14 protein-coding genes and 1 tRNA gene are annotated in these 16471 nt (G+C 55.4%); 10 read left to right on the forward strand and 5 right to left on the reverse strand.

Translation table 11 applies throughout. The features are described 5' to 3' along the window. Nucleotides 1-11 precede the first annotated feature (11 nt). Nucleotides 12-1829, reverse strand: a complete 1818-nt coding sequence (locus tag IEX96_RS09250) for a PHA/PHB synthase family protein (protein WP_229773639.1) — start codon at nucleotides 1827-1829, stop codon at nucleotides 12-14. A gap of 235 nt (nucleotides 1830-2064) precedes the next feature. On the opposite strand from IEX96_RS09250, the gene glpX reads away from it, so the two are divergent. The 3 genes from glpX to IEX96_RS09265 all read left to right on the forward strand — a co-directional run bounded on the left by glpX (nucleotide 2065) and on the right by IEX96_RS09265 (nucleotide 5000). Continuing rightward, nucleotides 2065-3036, forward strand: a complete 972-nt coding sequence (gene glpX / locus IEX96_RS09255; protein ID WP_150005161.1) for a class II fructose-bisphosphatase — start codon at nucleotides 2065-2067, stop codon at nucleotides 3034-3036. Next, a complete protein-coding gene (gene recJ, locus IEX96_RS09260) occupies nucleotides 3033-4829 on the forward strand; it encodes a single-stranded-DNA-specific exonuclease RecJ (RefSeq protein ID WP_229773640.1) in 1797 nt (598 codons plus the stop codon). The genes glpX and recJ overlap by 4 nt, the downstream gene beginning before the upstream one ends. A 95-nt stretch (nucleotides 4830-4924) precedes the next feature. Continuing rightward, nucleotides 4925-5000, forward strand: a tRNA-Glu gene (locus IEX96_RS09265). A 206-nt stretch (nucleotides 5001-5206) separates the two neighbouring features. Here IEX96_RS09265 and IEX96_RS09270 read toward each other — a convergent pair. The 4 genes from IEX96_RS09270 to IEX96_RS09285 all read right to left on the reverse strand — a co-directional run bounded on the left by IEX96_RS09270 (nucleotide 5207) and on the right by IEX96_RS09285 (nucleotide 8999). Beyond that, the gene (locus IEX96_RS09270; protein ID WP_150005160.1) at nucleotides 5207-6163 is read right to left on the reverse strand and encodes a S1C family serine protease; all 957 of its coding nucleotides are present in this window, start codon (nucleotides 6161-6163) and stop codon (nucleotides 5207-5209) included. Between the two features lie 22 nt (nucleotides 6164-6185). Continuing rightward, complete coding sequence (locus tag IEX96_RS09275; RefSeq protein WP_188873823.1) at nucleotides 6186-6617, reverse strand: YccF domain-containing protein; 432 nt, start codon at nucleotides 6615-6617, stop codon at nucleotides 6186-6188. A 126-nt stretch (nucleotides 6618-6743) separates the two neighbouring features. After that, the gene (locus tag IEX96_RS09280) at nucleotides 6744-7877 is read right to left on the reverse strand and encodes an acyl-CoA dehydrogenase family protein (RefSeq protein WP_150005159.1); all 1134 of its coding nucleotides are present in this window, start codon (nucleotides 7875-7877) and stop codon (nucleotides 6744-6746) included. 78 nt (nucleotides 7878-7955) lie between these two features. Beyond that, nucleotides 7956-8999 (reverse strand): glutathione S-transferase family protein, encoded by a 1044-nt coding sequence (locus tag IEX96_RS09285; protein WP_150005158.1) that lies wholly within the window; start codon nucleotides 8997-8999, stop codon nucleotides 7956-7958. A 148-nt stretch (nucleotides 9000-9147) separates the two neighbouring features. Between IEX96_RS09285 and mazG the strand changes: the two genes are divergently transcribed. The 7 genes from mazG to IEX96_RS09320 all read left to right on the forward strand — a co-directional run bounded on the left by mazG (nucleotide 9148) and on the right by IEX96_RS09320 (nucleotide 16284). Further along, nucleotides 9148-9990, forward strand: a complete 843-nt coding sequence (gene mazG / locus IEX96_RS09290) for a nucleoside triphosphate pyrophosphohydrolase (protein ID WP_150005157.1) — start codon at nucleotides 9148-9150, stop codon at nucleotides 9988-9990. A 196-nt stretch (nucleotides 9991-10186) separates the two neighbouring features. Next, on the forward strand, nucleotides 10187-11170 hold the full coding sequence (locus tag IEX96_RS09295) for a M23 family metallopeptidase (protein ID WP_188873824.1): 984 nt from the start codon (nucleotides 10187-10189) through the stop codon (nucleotides 11168-11170). 146 nt (nucleotides 11171-11316) lie between these two features. Beyond that, nucleotides 11317-11646 carry a preprotein translocase subunit YajC gene (yajC, locus tag IEX96_RS09300; RefSeq protein WP_150005155.1) on the forward strand — a complete coding sequence of 110 codons (330 nt, stop codon included), beginning with the start codon at nucleotides 11317-11319 and terminating at the stop codon, nucleotides 11644-11646. Between the two features lie 96 nt (nucleotides 11647-11742). Then, a complete protein-coding gene (gene secD, locus IEX96_RS09305; protein ID WP_150005154.1) occupies nucleotides 11743-13329 on the forward strand; it encodes a protein translocase subunit SecD in 1587 nt (528 codons plus the stop codon). A gap of 18 nt (nucleotides 13330-13347) precedes the next feature. Further along, entirely contained in the window at nucleotides 13348-14301 is a 954-nt protein-coding gene (gene secF, locus IEX96_RS09310) for a protein translocase subunit SecF (RefSeq protein ID WP_150005153.1), read from the forward strand. Between the two features lie 42 nt (nucleotides 14302-14343). Beyond that, a complete protein-coding gene (locus tag IEX96_RS09315; protein WP_150005152.1) occupies nucleotides 14344-14718 on the forward strand; it encodes an Mth938-like domain-containing protein in 375 nt (124 codons plus the stop codon). A 102-nt stretch (nucleotides 14719-14820) separates the two neighbouring features. Then, entirely contained in the window at nucleotides 14821-16284 is a 1464-nt protein-coding gene (locus IEX96_RS09320; protein ID WP_150005151.1) for an NAD-dependent succinate-semialdehyde dehydrogenase, read from the forward strand. The last annotated feature ends 187 nt before the right edge of the window (nucleotides 16285-16471 follow it).

The following is a 16471-nucleotide window of genomic DNA, read 5'->3' on the forward strand; positions in this document are numbered from 1 at the left end:
TGGTCTGGCCGTTACAGCGCCTTCACCTTCACATAGCGACCCGGTGCGTCTTCAATGGCTGGAAAGTCACCGGACCCCGCTGTGCGGGCGGGGACTTTTTTCCCGCTGTGTTTTTCAATCCATTTTATCCAGTCCGGCCACCAGGACCCGGGTGTTTCTTTGGCTTTCGAGACAAAGCTTTCCAAAGTATTTGGCAACCGTCCGCTGCGTGTCCAATACTGATATTTCTTGGCGGATGGCGGGTTTACCACACCAGCGATATGGCCCGATCCTGCCAGCACGAAGCGTTTGGGGCCCGAGAGAATTTTGGTCATTTTATAGACCGATTCCGGCGGCGCGATATGGTCTTCTTTCCCTGCCTGAATATAGGCCGGTGTTTTGATGGATGTGAGATCTATTTTCTCGCCGGCAAGGGTCATCTGATTGGGTTTGACCAGCGCATTTTCATAATACATGCAGCGCAGATATTGCTCATGCACGCCTGCAGGCAGATTGGTGCTGTCGGAATTCCAATAGAGCAGGTCAAAGGGGAAGGGTTCTTTCCCTAAAAGATAATTGTTTACGGCAAAAGACCAGATCAGATCGTTGGACCGTAACAGATTAAAGGTGCTGAACATGGATCGTGCGTCCAGATACCCTTTTTTCCGCATACGCTTGGAAAGAACTTCCAACTGGTCTTCATCCACAAAAACCTTCAATTCACCGGCATCTTCAAAATCCACCTGTGCGGTGAAAAAGGTAACGGAATTCACTCTGTCCTCTTCGCCCTTTGCATGAAGCCATGCAAGGGTGGCCGCCAGCAGGGTTCCGGCCACGCAATAGCCGATCACATTGGCCCCGCGCACGCCGGTGATCTTTTCCACCATCTCTAAAGCGCGCACCTGACCGTCCTTGAGATAATCATCCAGGGTTTTGTCGCGCAGATTGGGGCCGGGATTGACCCAGGACACGATGAATACGGTCAACCCCTGATCCACGCACCATTTGACGAAGCTTTTTTCTGCCGTCAGATCGAGAATGTAGAATTTGTTGATCCATGGCGGGAAGATCAGCAAGGGCGTTTCATAAACCTGCTCCGTGCTGGGGCTATATTGCAAAAGCTGGAACAGCTCACATTCATAGACCACCTTGCCCGGTGTTATGGCCACATTGCGCCCCACTTCGAAGGCGTCTTTGTCGGTCATGGAAATGTTGAGTTCACCTTCACCGTGCTCCAGATCGCGCAGCAGGTTTTCCATGCCCTTCACCAGATTTTCACCCCGGCTTTCCACGGTGGCTTTCAAAACATCCGGATTGGTCATGGCGAAATTGGTGGGTGAGAGAGCGTCCACGAATTGACGGGTGTAAAATTCCGTTTTGCGTTCGTCTTCGGGGTCCAGCCCTTCGGTTTCGCTAACAATCTTGTTCACATGGCGCGATGCCAAAAGATAGGACTGCTTGATGAAATCGAACAATTGGTTGTCCGACCATTCCGGGCTTTTAAAGCGCTTGTCGCCTTTTTCGGGCGTGATCACAGGGTCGGCCTTTTCGCCCATCATGTTCAGGGTCGTATTGTGCCAAAGCTGCATATAATCCTGAAACAAAGCCATTTGCTGTTCGGCTAGGCGTGTTGGATCGCTCATCATTTTTGACGTTAACTCGAAAAAAGAGTCGCCAATATTGAGCGGGTCCAGATCGGGATCTTCTGCCTGCTGTTTTTCCAGCCAATCCTGAACCAGCTTTTGGGTTTGTGCTGCGACCTTGGCCATATTGTCAGAATAAGCTTGCCAATCGGCGGGAGAGAAGATGTTTTCCTGTGGGGATTCTTCGCCATTATCCGGTTTGGTCATCATCGTCTCCTGACAGGCTTGCGGCTTCATTTTATAACGACATCAAGATGTAAGATATGTTGGTGTCTTCTGCAATCATGTGGTCATTTTTGCCGCTTGATTTGCATCCACAAGGGCGTTTGATTATGGGAAATGGCGCGGCATCAAGATTGCGGTTTAATGTCGGGATCAAGATGATGCTATAGCTGGGCGTGGGCTTCGGTTTTTCAGAATGTCTTGGGCGAAAGGAACGGGAATGGAACGAAAGAGCACGCTTGATCGCATGTTGGTGCTGGAAATGGTGCGGGTCACGGAAGCCGCGGCCATTGCAGCCTCTAAATGGTGTGGGCTTGGCCGGGAAAAAGAAGCGGATCACGCAGCGGTGGAATCCATGCGGACAGCGTTCAATCGCCTGCATATTGATGGCACAGTGGTGATTGGCGAAGGCGAGCGTGATGAAGCGCCCATGTTGTTTATCGGCGAAAAAGTGGGATTGGGCGGCCCGGCGGTGGATATTGCTCTTGATCCCCTTGAAGGCACCGGATTAACGGCGCGCTTTGCTCCCGATTCCATGGCGGTTTTGGCAATTGCCGAAGAAGGCAAGCTGTTGAATGCCCCGGATGTCTATATGGACAAGATTGCCATTGGCGGCGGTTATCCCGATGCTTTGGTGGATCTGGATAAAAGCCCGACAGAAAATGTCATGGCCCTTGCCAAGGCAAAAGGTGTCACCCCGCAAGACATTACCGTCTGTGTGCTGGATCGGGTCCGCCATGAAAAATTGATCGGGGAATTGCGCAATATAGGGGCGCGGATCAAGCTGATCCCAGATGGCGATATCGCGGGCATCATTGCCACCACGGACCCGGAAACCGGTGTCGATATGTATATGGGCGAGGGCGGTGCTCCCGAAGGGGTTTTGGCAGCCGCAGCGCTCAACTGCGTGGGTGGCCAGATGCAAGGCCGTCTGGTTTTCCGCAATGATGATGAACGCAGCCGCGCCCAGCGCTGGGGCATTACGGATCTGAACCGCAAATATGCACTGCACGATCTGGCCAGCGGTGATACCATTTTCGCAGCGACCGGTGTGACAGATGGCTCCATGCTGAAAGGTGTGTTCCGTTCTCGTACAGGATGGCGCACGGATTCCCTGGTGATGCGCGCCTCCACCCGCACCGTGCGTCATGTTCGTACTGATCATCTTTTAGAGGACCCACCCCGCTCTTGACGGATCATCCCATTACCGACGATTTTGCTTTGGATGTGCAGCACTCTTTGGGTGGCAGGGCATGGCGTTTGCGCCCCTGCGATGAACGATTGGCTGTGCATCTGAGCCAGCAATTCGAGCTGGAGGATATGGTGGGCCGGGTTTTGGCCGGGCGAGGGGTCACCCCTGAAGACGCGCCCGTCTTCCTCAGTCCGTCCTTGCGTTCCAGCTTGCCCGATCCGTCTGTCCTCAAGGATATGGACGTGGCGGCGGACCGCATCGCCGCAGCCATTGCGGGCGGTGAACAATTGGCGGTTTTTGGGGATTATGATGTGGATGGGGCCACCTCGTCTGCATTGCTGAAAAAATTTATGGATGCGGTGGGGGGCCGCCTGCGCATCTATATTCCCGACCGTATCACCGAAGGGTATGGCCCCAACAGCACAGCGCTGGCCCAGCTTGCCTCGGAAGGGGTTGGCCTTGTCATCACGGTGGATTGCGGCACCTTGTCTTATGAGCCGTTGGCTGCCGCCGCAAAGATGGGGCTGGAGGTGATCGTGGTGGATCACCATAAGGCGGAATCAGAGCTGCCAACCGCTTTGGCCGTGGTCAATCCCAATCGGCTGGATGAAGACGGCAATCTGGGGCAGTTGGCGGCTGTCGGGGTGACATTCTTGCTGGTGGTGGCCGTCAATCGCGCTTTGCGTCGGGCCGGATGGTATACTGCCGACCGTTTAGAGCCTGATTTGCTGGCATGGCTGGATGTGGTGGCGCTGGGAACCGTATGTGATGTGGTGCCACTTACCGGCCCCAATCGGGCGCTGGTGGCGCAAGGGCTGAAGGTGATGGCCCGCCGTGACAATATAGGGCTGGCGGCGCTGGCCGATGTGGCCCGCATGGATGCCGCTCCGGCTGTGTATCATTTGGGGTTTTTATTGGGGCCACGGGTGAATGCCGGGGGCCGCGTGGGGGAGGCGGACCTTGGGGCGCGTTTGCTTACCACCCATGATCCGGCATTGGCCCGCAGCCTGGCAGAACAACTGGATCTTTATAATTCCGAGCGCCAAGCCCTCGAAGCGGATGTTCAGGCTCAGGCTTTGGCTTCGGTTTTATCGGAAAAAAATGGCGAAGACCCGCATCCCGTCGTCTTCGCCTCTGGTGAGGGATGGCATCCCGGCGTGATCGGCATTGTGGCGTCAAGGCTGACGGACCGGTTCGGCAGGCCCAGCGTGGTGATTGCCATTGATGAAGCGGGGGATGCCAAAGGATCTGCCCGGTCTATTCCCGGTGTGGATATCGGGGCCGCCATTATCGAAGCGGCGCGGCGCGGGCATATTACGAAAGGCGGAGGCCATGCCATGGCAGCAGGGTTGAGCGCCCGTGCCGATCAATTGCCTGCCTTGCGGGCTTTTTTGGAAGAGTGGCTGGAGGCCAGAGTGGAAAAGGCGCGCGCCGGACGCGTGCTGGATCTGGATGGTGTTCTGAGCCTGAAGGGCTGTACGCTCGATCTTGTAAAGGCGCTGGAGGCGCTGGCCCCCTTCGGCATGGGTAATCCCGCCCCGCGCTTTGCCTTGCCGTCTGTGGAGCTTGTGCGCTGCGATATGGTGGGGCGTGGCCATGTGCGGTGCATTTTTGCCGGCAGTGGTGGTGGACGATTGAAGGCTGTGGCCTTTCGCGTTGCGGATCAGGAGTTGGGTGAAGCGCTTTTGAAAGGAATTGGAAAGCGGTTTCATGTGGCCGGGCGTTTGAAGATCGATGATTGGGGGGCAAAACCCCGCGTGGAAATGACCATTGACGACGCCGTTTTGGCTTAAAACAGGGGCTTTCAAATATTTTCGTGATTTTTCTACAAAGTGTGCTTGACGGGGCCGCCATCCATTGGCTAAACACCCCTCCACGCGAGCAGCACGGCCCCTTCGTCTAGCGGTCTAGGACGTCGCCCTTTCACGGCGAAAACACGGGTTCGAGTCCCGTAGGGGTCACCAGCCTTTTATATCAAAGGCTTGGCGGTGATCAGAACAATCTGAAAATCAAATGAAACATCCACCCCCTTCGGGGGGGGCGGTGATGGTTTTTATCGCCTTTTGGCAATATCCCGATCATGCTTTGCGCAGTTCAAGATATCGCATCATTTAAACACGATGGTTGACCCGCTCAATTTGGTATGGGTCATATGGGGAATATGGATATATCAGCGGCGGCAGACGACCCGCACAATGCTTTCATTGTCCAAAGGTGATTTTGCATGGCCGCTCATCTCAACAGCGGTGTCGTCGGGGGCGGTGTCTCTCTCCGCCCTTGGATATGTGGCCAGATGGAGGCCGCTTTCTTTTAAGAAACGGTCAAGGCTTTCATTGGCGATGGCAAAGGCCATATTCCGTACACGTGAGCCAGAGGCTTGAAAAATCGCCACGCTATTGGCTTTGGCAATCACCATCCCCACCAGCGCCCCCTGATCATCGAAAAGCGGGCCACCGCTATTGCCGCCGCGAACCGGCGCTTTGAAGGCAAGAAAGCGCGCGGTACCATCATCGAAGCTGATATCTTGCAAGACCCCGTCAATGCTGCCGGGGCGGATGCGCGGCAGGCCCTGTTCGGGATATCCGATCGCCGTCACGCTATCGCCGCGTGCGGGATGATCCGGGCGTGCCAAAAGGGGCGGAAGCTGAAGTGCGGGGGCAAAAAGCAGGGCAATATCTTGATCGGGGGACCGCATAAGGATCGTGGCTTCAAAGCCTGTGCCATCGGCAAGATTCAGATTGGGCGTATCGCAATGATCCACCACATGCCGGGCGGTCAGGAAATATCCCCGTTCATCAATGGAAAAGGCGGTTCCGAAGGCGACAATTCTAGCGCGGGACGGGGCTTTTTCCGCAGCGCTATTATCGTCATTCCCGCTATGAGGCATAGCGGGAAGAATTCGTGACAGCCGTTCGCGTTTTATGCGGTCGCGGATTATTTGTGCTTCTTCGGCGGTTACCACGTCGCCTTCACAGGTGCCGTTCAAAACCGATTGAACGATGTCGCGCTCTTTATCGTAGCAGAGTGCTATGGGAGAAAAAGACCGGGCTGCACCGCTGAACAAGAGCGCTAAAAGCCCCGCAAAGATCACGGGATAGAATCGTAATTTTGCGGGGCTTCTGGTCATGGTCTAACCTGCGGTTCCGGCCTTAAGACCGTTGGGAATAGGGCTGGGTCATGTTGTTTCTGGATACCACCATCATGCCGACAGGGAACAAGGTGATAGGCACCAGCTTGAAATGGATATAGGCAAAGGGCAGGCCGATAATGGTGATGGCCAAAAACAAGCCGATAACAATATGGCCCAAAGCCAGCCACCAACCGGCCAGCAAGACCCAGATGATATTGCCCAACAGCCCCAAAGCACCGGTGCCGATATCTTCTTGGCCCAAAGCCGTATCCCGCCGCACTGCGTCAGAGCCAAAAGGCCATAATGTATAAAGCCCGATATTAAAAGCGGCCCGCGCCCAAGGGATGCCGATGATGGAAATAGCGAAAATCAGGGCGATAAACCACCAGGCAAGCGCCAGCTCCAATCCGCCAAGGATAACCCATAACACATTGAAAATAAGCCGAAACATTGCAAATCCCCTCATGGATGGATGCTGAAAGCATCAAATTGATATATCTCACTTATATATATCTACGATCGTGTCATGCAATCACCTATGGCCCGCTCATCCGGCATTTTTGAGGGCCGTTTTTTATCAGGCGGTCATTTGCCTATTAATCACCAGTCTTTGGATATCCGACGTCCCTTCGTAAATCTGACAGACTCTGACATCCCGGTAAATACGTTCAACCGGATAATCTTGTAAATATCCATATCCGCCCAATGTCTGGATCGCGGCGGAGCACACCTTTTCCGCCGCTTCCGAGGCAAACAGCTTGGCCATGCAGGCTTCTTTGAGGCACGGCTCGCCTGAATCTTTCAGGCTGGCTGCGTGGAGCACAAGCTGACGGGCGGCTTCCAGCTGTGTTGCCATATCGGCCAACCGGAACCCGACAGCCTGATGGGCTATGATCGGTTTTCCGAAGCTTTCCCGTTCGGTGGCATAGGCCGTGGCATAATCAAGGGCGGCCTGTGCCATGCCCACGGATTGCGCGGCAATGCCAATGCGCCCCGCTTCCAGATTCATCAGGGCCAACCGGTAACCATCACCTTCCTTGCCCAACAGGCAGCTTGCGGGAATGGCCATATCCTCGAACACGATCTGCGCCGTGTCCGATGATTTTTGCCCCAGCTTTTCTTCAATGCGGGCCACTTTATAGCCCGCTGTATCGGTGGGCACCAGAAAGGCGGAGATGCCGCGTTTTCCCGCATCGGGGTCGGTTACGGCAAACACGATGGCCACGCTGGCAATGCGTCCCGATGTGATGAATTGTTTGGTGCCATTCAGCACCCAGCCGGAGTTGTTTTTCCGGGCGCGGGTCTTGATTGCCGAGGCATCGGACCCTGCTTGCGGTTCAGTCAGGCAAAAGGCTCCGATGGCTTTTCCAGTGGCAAGCTGCGTAAGCCATTGCGCTTTCTGCTCTTCGTTTCCGGCCCCTTCAATGGCGGCGCAAACCGGGGAGTTATTGACGCTCATCAGGGTGGACAAGCCCCCGTCTCCCGCGGCGATTTCCATCAGAGCCAAGGCATAAGACACATAATCGGTGGCCGCCCCTTGATAGTCTTCGCTGACGGTCATTCCCAAAAGGCCAAGAGCGCCCATTTCGCGCAAAACGCTTTCGGGAATGACGCCATCGCGTTCCCATTGGGCGGCATAGGGGGCCACTTGATTGGTGGCAAAGGCCTTTGCCATGTCGCGGATCATGCGTTGTTCTTCACTAAGAATCATGGGTGATCGTCTCTTGTCTTTGGTTGAAAGGCGGACAGAAGGAAAAATATCATAAAAGGCCGTCATATTGGCAAAAGATCAGGCGGGCAGAAGATACGCTTCCATCACGCCAAGCGGGGATAATGCCTCGCTCACGATCTTCTGGTCTTTTGGGCTCAGGCTGTGAAAGTCCTTGGCGGTTTCTATGCGGGTTTTCTCCGTATAGGGCCGGGCAATGATCGTGCGCGGTCCGTATCCCAGATCGACATCCACCATCGCGCGGCCCGCTTTCAAAGCCTTTTGATTGCCTGCCAGATAGGCATGAAAGCCCATGGCGATATGCTGCAAAACCGGGGCCAGCGTTTCGGGAACGGTGGTCATCATTGGCCAGTCTTCTCCCAATCGGGAGGCTTTTGCAGCCTTCATGCGCTGCTGATAGGCCACAACGGCGGGGGCAATTTTCTCTGTAAGCTTGCGCGGCGTGGGATCGAACAGAAAATGCGCCGTCAAGGCACCTTGAAGGGCAAAATCCGCAAGGCAGGGCTTGGACCCCAGCAGAAAATCCGAGGCGGCAAAATGCTGGTCGAGCAAGGTCATGAGCCGGCTATATTCGCCAATGATTTCCCCATGTGCGTTATTATGCGCATCCAGCTTTTCAATGGTCTTGCGGGCCCATGTTTCAATCATATCCCGCGCTTGGCGCACCAGCTTTTCGCCCGTGGCATCAAGGGGGGTGTCTTGCGGAATACCGACGGCATCGCGGGCAAGGCTATCGCCGGAATGGGCAATATCTTCAGGGCTGCTCCAGCGGAAAAATATGGCCGCTCTTGTGGTCCATTCATCGAAGAAATCTTCCAGAATACGGGCGATGATGCGGGCAAGAGGGGCAGGGGGAAGAGTGGCGCTTTTTGGAAAACGCTTGTCCAACTCGAAAGCGATGGGCGTTGTATCCCACATCCATTCGTCTTGCGGGGTCACCATGACCGGCATCATATGCGTGCCGGATTTTTGCTCTACCTCGGCACGAATGGCGATGGATTTCTTGCGGAAATCGGTGGGGATTTCCTTGTAAGAAAGCAGACTTAGCGCTTTTTGTGTGAAATAGGAAGCGTCCATGCCATAGATAATATAAGGCGCGCTCATAAAGATGCTCTCCGGGACTGTATCAACCCCAAATAGCGGGGCGGGAGGGTGAAACTGCGCCACAGCAACAGATGCGTCAAGCCACCGGTTGCGGTGTCTATGGATGCGGCGCTAGGGTGCGGCCCATCTTTGATGAACGAGGCCCCTTATGTCCCAAACATGTCGCCCTGCCGCCCCGCCGCTTCAACAAGCGCCCGATACAATCGAGCGGTTGCTGGAAATTATGAGCCGCTTGCGCGCCCCTGAAGGTGGCTGCCCATGGGATATTGCGCAAAATTTTGAAACGGTGGCTCCTTATACCATCGAAGAAGCCTATGAAGTGGCTGACGCTATTGCCCGTAAGGATATGGACGATCTGTGCGATGAATTGGGCGATTTGCTGTTTCAGGTGGTGTTTCATGCCCAAATGGGCAAAGAACGCGGAGCCTTCGATTTTTCAAAGGTGGTGGCGGCCATTTGCGACAAGATGGAGCGCCGTCATCCCCATGTCTTTGGGGATGCAACGGTTGCCGATGCCGATGCGCAGGTCCGCGCATGGGAAGAGCAAAAAGCCAAAGAACGCGCAGCCCGCGCACAATCCGAAGGTCGGACACCCAGCGCGCTGGAGGGGGTGGCACGGGGGTTGCCTGCCTTGATGCGGGCGGTGAAATTGCAAAAGCGGGCCGCGCGCGTTGGGTTTGACTGGGACAATCCCAAAGATGTGATCGCCAAAATCCGTGAAGAACTGGACGAGGTGGAAGAGGTGCTTGAGAAAAAAGAAGCACCGGAACGTCGCTTGGAAGAAATGGGCGATCTGCTGTTCAGCTGCGCCAATCTGGCACGGTTCATAAAAAGCGATCCCGAAGATGCACTTGTTGCTGCCAATGCGAAATTTGAGCGCCGTTTCAAATATATAGAAGACTCTCTGGCGGCAAAGGGCCGCAACATCATTGGTGCCGGTCTTGCGGAAATGGAAGCTCTTTGGGTGCAGGCAAAATCCACAGGCTTGTGACGGCGGCTGCGCAAATCAACAAAGCGGCTTCTTGACATCTCGGCCTCAATCTCGCCGGATCTATGGGATTTATGATCGATATGATCTCGATGCCTTGGGTAAATAGAGATCTGAGCTTTTTCCTCTATTGCATTGATAAAAGGCGATTCGTATCATTCGGGCTATGGTTGGGTTAAGGGAATTCGCTGGACGATGGATGCTGCCGGCCTTGCTGTCGGTGGCTGTGTCTGGCTGTTATGCGGGTGCGAACCGCCCCTATTGGGCTATTGCGCCGGTTTATGATGTGCGAAATTCGCCCATTCCCGTACCGCGTCCAGCCTTTCGCCCCAAGCCACCGAGCCGTTATGCGTCTGTTGCTCCCCCCACACGCACCGTTCGTGCAAGCCCCAAAGCGACCTCGCGGCCCGCGTCCAAAGCCACATCAACGGCCCGAACCGTAACGGTGCAGCGCGGCGATACGGTTTATGGCATCGCCAGAAAGCGTGGTGTGCCGCTTCCTCAATTGGTGGCGTTGAATAATCTGGAACCGCCCTATTTATTGGCTGTGGGCCAGCGCTTGAAAATACCCGGACAACGCACCCATGTGGTGCGGCGCGGCGATACGGCTTTCTCCATCGCCCAGCGCCATGATCTGGAGGTCAGCCAGCTTGCACAGGTCAATCGTCTGGCACCGCCTTATATGCTGAAAGTGGGGCAAACCCTTGTGGTGCCTTCGGGGCGGACAGAGGAAATGACCGTAGCCGCGCGGCCATCGCGCAGCCTGGCTGCCCCGCCGCCGCGCACCGGCAATGGCTTTGATTGGCCGGTTGCAGGCACGGTGATTTCCAAATTCGGCCCCAAGCAGGGCGGTTTGCGCAATGATGGCATCAATATCCGTGCGCCGAATGGGGCCCCTGTACGGGTGGCGGAAAGTGGAATTGTCGCCTATGCCGGATCGGGGCTGCGCGGCTTCGGGAATTTGGTTCTGGTGCGTCATTCCGATGATTGGGTTACCGCCTATGCCCATAATGAGGATGTGCTGGTGAAACGGGGAGAGGCGGTCAAGCGCGGGCAGATGATAGCCCGGGTTGGCTCTTCAGGCGGGGTAACCGATCCGCAATTGCATTTTGAAGTGCGGCGGGGCACCAAGGCCGTGGATCCCCTGAGCGTGCTTCCACGCCTATCGGCAAATGCTCGATAAGACGGTGTAAGGGGCCTATAAAGAGCAATGATATGGTCGTATCTCGACCAACGATGTTGCAATCACCCCATGGGCCATTATATTCCGCCTCAATACGGTCATAATCCCTCAGGGTTTGGTTTAATCAAAAAAGAATTGAGAATTTTATGCTGATTTCTCCCGCATATGCACAAGCAGCCGGTGGCGGTGCCGCAGGTGGTGGCCTTTTGGAGATGCTCTTACCGCTCGCCTTGATCATGCTGATCTTTTATTTTTTGCTGATCCGTCCTCAGCAAAAACGGATGAAAGAGCATCGGGCCTTGATCGAAGCCATCCGCCGGGGCGATACGGTGGTGACATCGGGGGGCTTGATCGGCAAGGTTACGAAAGTGGCCGATGATGAACTTCAGGTGGAAGTGGCCGATGGCATGCGGGTGCGTGTGGTACGCGGCACCATTGCCGAAGTGCGCGGTAAAAGCGAACCCGCCGATAGTTGATCTGCAAAGCTTTGGGTGTGCCAACCGGGCGCACCCATTTTTTCTCTTCGTGCCTGCTGGCTGAACGGCCCGCTGTCTCAATGGAATTGATCTCCCATGCTTGACTTTCCTCCGTGGAAAATTGCCGTCGTCCTTCTTCTCAGTTTTGTGGGATTGGTGGCGGCCGTTCCGAATTTCCTGTCCGATGACCAGATAGAGTCTTTGCCGGGCTTCCTTCCCGATAATCGCATCACCTTGGGGCTGGATCTGCAAGGCGGGGCGCATATGCTTTTGGAAGTGGATGCGGACGCCATTGTGTCTGAACGTTTGGCCAATCTGGAGGCGGAAATCCGCGAGGCACTGCGCGACAAACGCATCCTTGGCACCATCGAAACCCGCGGTGACCGCGTATATGTGCGGGTGCGCGATGAATCACAACGCAGTGCGGCTTTGGAAGCCGTGCGCGATCTGGCAACGCCTGTCACCGATGGTGTCGGGCTTGGTGGGGCCTTGTCTCGCAATATCGAAGTTGCAAGTCAGGGGGATGGCCAAATTGTGGTCGCCATGACCGAAGCGGCGATCCGGGCACGGATTTCCGGTGCTGTGGATCAGTCGCTGGAAATCGTGCGGCGACGCATTGATGAAATGGGTACACGCGAGCCAACCATCCAGCGTCAGGGCGCAGACCGTATTCTGGTGCAGGTGCCGGGGCTGCAAGACAGCCAACAATTGCGGTCCCTGCTGGAAACCACTGCAAAATTGACCTTTCATATGGTCAATGCGGCGGCAGATCCCAATCGTCCACCGCCCGGCTTTATGGCGCTTCCTTCTGTGGATACGGGGGAAATGCTTGTGCTGGAGCGTCGGGCGCGGCTGACCGGTGAAAATCTTGTGGATGCGTCTGTCGGATTTGATGAATCCAGCCGTCCGGTGGTGAATTTCCGCTTTGATTCCACGGGCGGACGCCGCTTTGCCGATATTACCCGGGAAAATGTCAACCGGCGCTTTGCCATTGTTCTGGATGACGAGATCATCTCTGCCCCCAATATTCAGGAACCGATTCTGGGTGGTGCCGGGCGGATTTTTGGTAATTTCACCATGGAAGGCGCCAATAATCTGGCCATTTTGCTTCGGGCCGGTGCCTTGCCCGCACCCTTGACCATCATGGAAGAGCGTACAGTGGGCCCTGATCTTGGTCAGGATTCCATTGAAGCCGGCGAAATTGCCGGAATTCTGGGTCTGGCTGCGGTGGTTGTGTTCATGCTGTTGGTCTATGGCCTGTTTGGCGCTGTGGCCAATATCGCCCTTTTGGTGAATATCGGCCTGTTGATGGGTGCTTTGTCCGTTCTTGGGGCCACGCTAACCCTTCCGGGGATTGCCGGGATCGTGCTCACCGTGGGCATGGCGGTGGATGCCAATGTGCTGGTGTTTGAACGCATCAAAGAAGAAGTGGCCGATGGGCGTGGTCCCTTGCGGGCTATCGAGGCAGGCTATCAGCAGGCGCTGAGCACCATTCTGGATGCCAATATCACCACCTTCATCGCCGCTTTCTTGCTGTTCCAATTCGGCTCTGGTCCGGTACGCGGCTTTGCCGTGACATTGGGGATCGGCATTCTTACATCCATGTTCACCGCATTGATGCTCACACGACTTATCCTCGTTTTGTGGCTTCGCCGTCGGCGTCCGCAGCGTTTGCCCATTTGATCGGGGAAGGAATTCACTATGCTTTTGCGGCTTATACCGAAAGATACCCACATCCCTTTCATGAAAATGCGCAATGTGGCTTATGCCATTTCGCTGGTGATGGTGGTGGCGTCTGTGGCCCTGTTCTTCATGCGCGGCCTTAATCTGGGCATTGATTTTGTTGGTGGCTCCACTATCGAGATTCAAACGCCAGAAGCAGCCGATGTGGGCAAGATCCGCACGATGCTGGGGGAGCTGGATCTGGGTGATGTCAGCGTGCAGGAATTTGGCGCCGATACGGAAGTTCTGATCCGCTTTGAAGAACAAGAAGGGGGCGAGGAAGCGCAAAAGGCGGCGCAAATCCGGGTGGAACAGAAGCTTCAGGCGGATATTCCCGGTGTGTCTATCCGCTCTACCAGCTTTATCGGGCCAAAGGTGTCTTCGGAACTGGCGCGGGATGGTTTCCTGGCCGTCAGCCTGTCTGTTGTGGCGGTGCTGATTTATATCTGGTTCCGCTTTGAATGGCAGTTCGGGCTGGGCGCTGTGGTGGCGCTGGTCCATGATGTGTTCTTGACGGTCGGGTTCTTCTCGATCACCCAGTTGGATTTCAATCTGTCGATCATCGCCGCCATTCTCACCATTGTTGGCTATTCTCTGAATGATACGGTGGTGGTGTATGACCGGGTGCGCGAAAATATGCGTAAATTCCGGAAGATGCCTTTGCCGGAGCTGATTGACCAATCGGTGAACGACACGCTGTCGCGTACGATCATGACATCGCTGACCACTTTGTTGGCCTTGGCGGCGCTGTTCTTCTTTGGCGGCACTGTGATTCGCGGGTTCACAGCGGCGATGATCTGGGGGATCGTGGTGGGGACCTATTCCTCGATCTTTATCGCTTCGCCGGTATTGTTGTTGCTGAATTTGCGCAGCACGACCTTTGATGAAACCGATGGCGATAACCCCAATGTGGAAAGCACCTCTTTGTCTTGAGGGCGTGATCTTTTCTCTTGGAAACACATCGGATGGTGGCCCATGGAAATCAGAGAAATAAGCGGCGCCGGGAAGCCTTTTATCGAAGCCTATGGCCCGGGCCGTTTTACCATTGGCGACCGGGTGATCAATGGTGCTTTATTGGTGCTTCCCGACCGCTGGGTTCCTTTGGATGTGGCCGGGTTCGATCATCTTGATGAAGATATATTGACCGCGATCAAACCGCTGATGGATGGGCTTGATATCTTGTTGATCGGCACCGGGGCCAGCATGGCGCTGGTTCCGGGCTATGTGCGGGAATGGGCGCTGGAGGCTCATATGTCTATAGACCCTATGGACAGCGGCGCCGCTGCGCGGACATTTAATGTGCTGTTATCGGAAGAACGGCGCGTGGCGGCCCTTTTATTTCCCGTTTGATTGCAGGTCAGGCGCGATATAGGGCGTTATCTTTTTGAACCGATGGGTGCGTCCCTTCCTGTTTGGGATGCTGAAAGACCTTGAAAGATTTGGGAGTTTGGCATGTTAACGAATACAGTCGTTTTGAAAAACCGCGGGCTTTTGCGTCAGCAAGCGTTTGTTAATGGCCAGTGGATCGATGCCTCCAATAAAGACACCTATGAGGTTTTGAACCCCGCCACCGGGGCGGTGATCGCAACGGTGCCCAGCCTGTCTGCGGATGAGGTGGAGTTGGCCATTCACGGAGCCGCTAAAGCGCAGAAAGACTGGGCGGCCAAAACGGCTCAGGAACGGTCCAGAATTCTGCGACGCTGGTTTGAACTGATGCATGAAAATGCCGAAGATCTGGCGCTTTTGATGACCACAGAGCAGGGCAAGCCCTTAGCCGAAGCCCGTGGCGAGGTGGCTTATGCGGCCAGTTTCATTGAATGGTTTTCTGAAGAGGCGCGGCGGGTTTATGGCCGGATCATTCCGCAGCCAAGCAATGACCGGCGCCTGATGGTTATGAAACAGCCAATCGGGGTTGTGGGCGCGATCACACCGTGGAACTTCCCTGCAGCGATGTTGACCCGCAAGGCTGGTCCGGCTTTGGCCGCTGGCTGTGCGATGGTGGCAAAACCGGCCGAGGATACGCCGCTTACCGCCCTTGCCCTTGGGGTTCTGGCCGCCGAAGCCGGGGTGCCCGACGGCGTTTTGAATATCGTGACCGGCAAGCCCGATGTGGTCGGCCCGGCCTTGATGGGCAGCTCCATCGTGCGCAAAGTCAGCTTCACCGGCTCGACAGCGGTGGGGAAATTGCTGATGCGGCAAGCCGCCGACACGGTGAAAAAACTCAGCCTGGAATTGGGCGGGAATGCGCCCTTCATCGTGTTTGACGATGCGGATGTGGATGCCGCTGTGGATGGAGTTATGGCCTCGAAATACCGCAATACCGGTCAGACTTGCGTCTGCGCTAACCGTATTTTTGTGCAATCCGGCATCTATGACAGCTTCACTCAAAAATTGGCGGAAAAGGTTTCGACCATGAAAGTGGGCGCCGGCACCGAAGATGGCGTGGTGCAAGGTCCGTTGATCAACAAGGCTGCCCTTGAAAAGGTGAAGCGCCATGTGGCGGATGCAAAAGCCAAGGGCGGTCGGGTTCTCACCGGCGGTGATGTGCATGAACGGGGAGGCTCTTTCTTCCAGCCCACCGTGATTGCCGATGCAACGCCGGACATGCAGGTTTTTGTGGAAGAAACCTTTGGCCCCGTTGCGCCGATTTTCCGATTTGAAACGGAAGATGAAGCGGTGGCGCTGGCCAATGACACGCCTTTCGGTTTGGCGTCTTATTTCTTTAGCCGCGATCTTGCGCGGATATTCCGTGCGGCAGAGGCGTTGGAAAGCGGCATTGTTGCGGTGAATAGCGGGGTGTTCTCTACAGAAGTGGCTCCCTTTGGCGGCGTCAAGGAATCTGGCTTGGGCCGGGAAGGCGGACAGGAAGGGATTGAAGAATATCTTGAAACCAAATTCCTGTGCCTTGGTCTTTAAAGCCGTCGGGGCCTTTAGCTCTGGCGTTCGGTTTAGGCCGGATTCGTGAGGGTTTTTGATTTTTCGGGGTTTTTATGTGGTTTTTTTGTGCGCTGCACAAAAAGCGCCTTGACAAACCGCTGGGTGACCGTCATATAGGCTGTGTTGTTGCAGCGCAGCAATTTAGATTTTTATGATTGGAGCAGAG

The sequence above is a fragment of the Iodidimonas muriae genome (assembly GCF_014647255.1).
GTDB lineage: Bacteria > Pseudomonadota > Alphaproteobacteria > Sphingomonadales > Rhodothalassiaceae > Iodidimonas > Iodidimonas muriae.

Coding starts and splice junctions, on each gene's coding strand:
- IEX96_RS09250 (WP_229773639.1), bottom strand. CDS start 1,829: ATGACCAAACCGGATAATGGCGAAGAATCCCCACAGGAAAACATCTTC.
- glpX (WP_150005161.1), top strand. CDS start 2,065: ATGGAACGAAAGAGCACGCTTGATCGCATGTTGGTGCTGGAAATGGTG.
- IEX96_RS09270 (WP_150005160.1), bottom strand. CDS start 6,163: ATGACCAGAAGCCCCGCAAAATTACGATTCTATCCCGTGATCTTTGCG.
- IEX96_RS09275 (WP_188873823.1), bottom strand. CDS start 6,617: ATGTTTCGGCTTATTTTCAATGTGTTATGGGTTATCCTTGGCGGATTG.
- IEX96_RS09280 (WP_150005159.1), bottom strand. CDS start 7,877: ATGATTCTTAGTGAAGAACAACGCATGATCCGCGACATGGCAAAGGCC.
- IEX96_RS09285 (WP_150005158.1), bottom strand. CDS start 8,999: ATGAGCGCGCCTTATATTATCTATGGCATGGACGCTTCCTATTTCACA.
- mazG (WP_150005157.1), top strand. CDS start 9,148: ATGTCCCAAACATGTCGCCCTGCCGCCCCGCCGCTTCAACAAGCGCCC.
- IEX96_RS09295 (WP_188873824.1), top strand. CDS start 10,187: ATGCTGCCGGCCTTGCTGTCGGTGGCTGTGTCTGGCTGTTATGCGGGT.
- yajC (WP_150005155.1), top strand. CDS start 11,317: ATGCTGATTTCTCCCGCATATGCACAAGCAGCCGGTGGCGGTGCCGCA.
- secD (WP_150005154.1), top strand. CDS start 11,743: ATGCTTGACTTTCCTCCGTGGAAAATTGCCGTCGTCCTTCTTCTCAGT.
- secF (WP_150005153.1), top strand. CDS start 13,348: ATGCTTTTGCGGCTTATACCGAAAGATACCCACATCCCTTTCATGAAA.
- IEX96_RS09315 (WP_150005152.1), top strand. CDS start 14,344: ATGGAAATCAGAGAAATAAGCGGCGCCGGGAAGCCTTTTATCGAAGCC.
- IEX96_RS09320 (WP_150005151.1), top strand. CDS start 14,821: ATGTTAACGAATACAGTCGTTTTGAAAAACCGCGGGCTTTTGCGTCAG.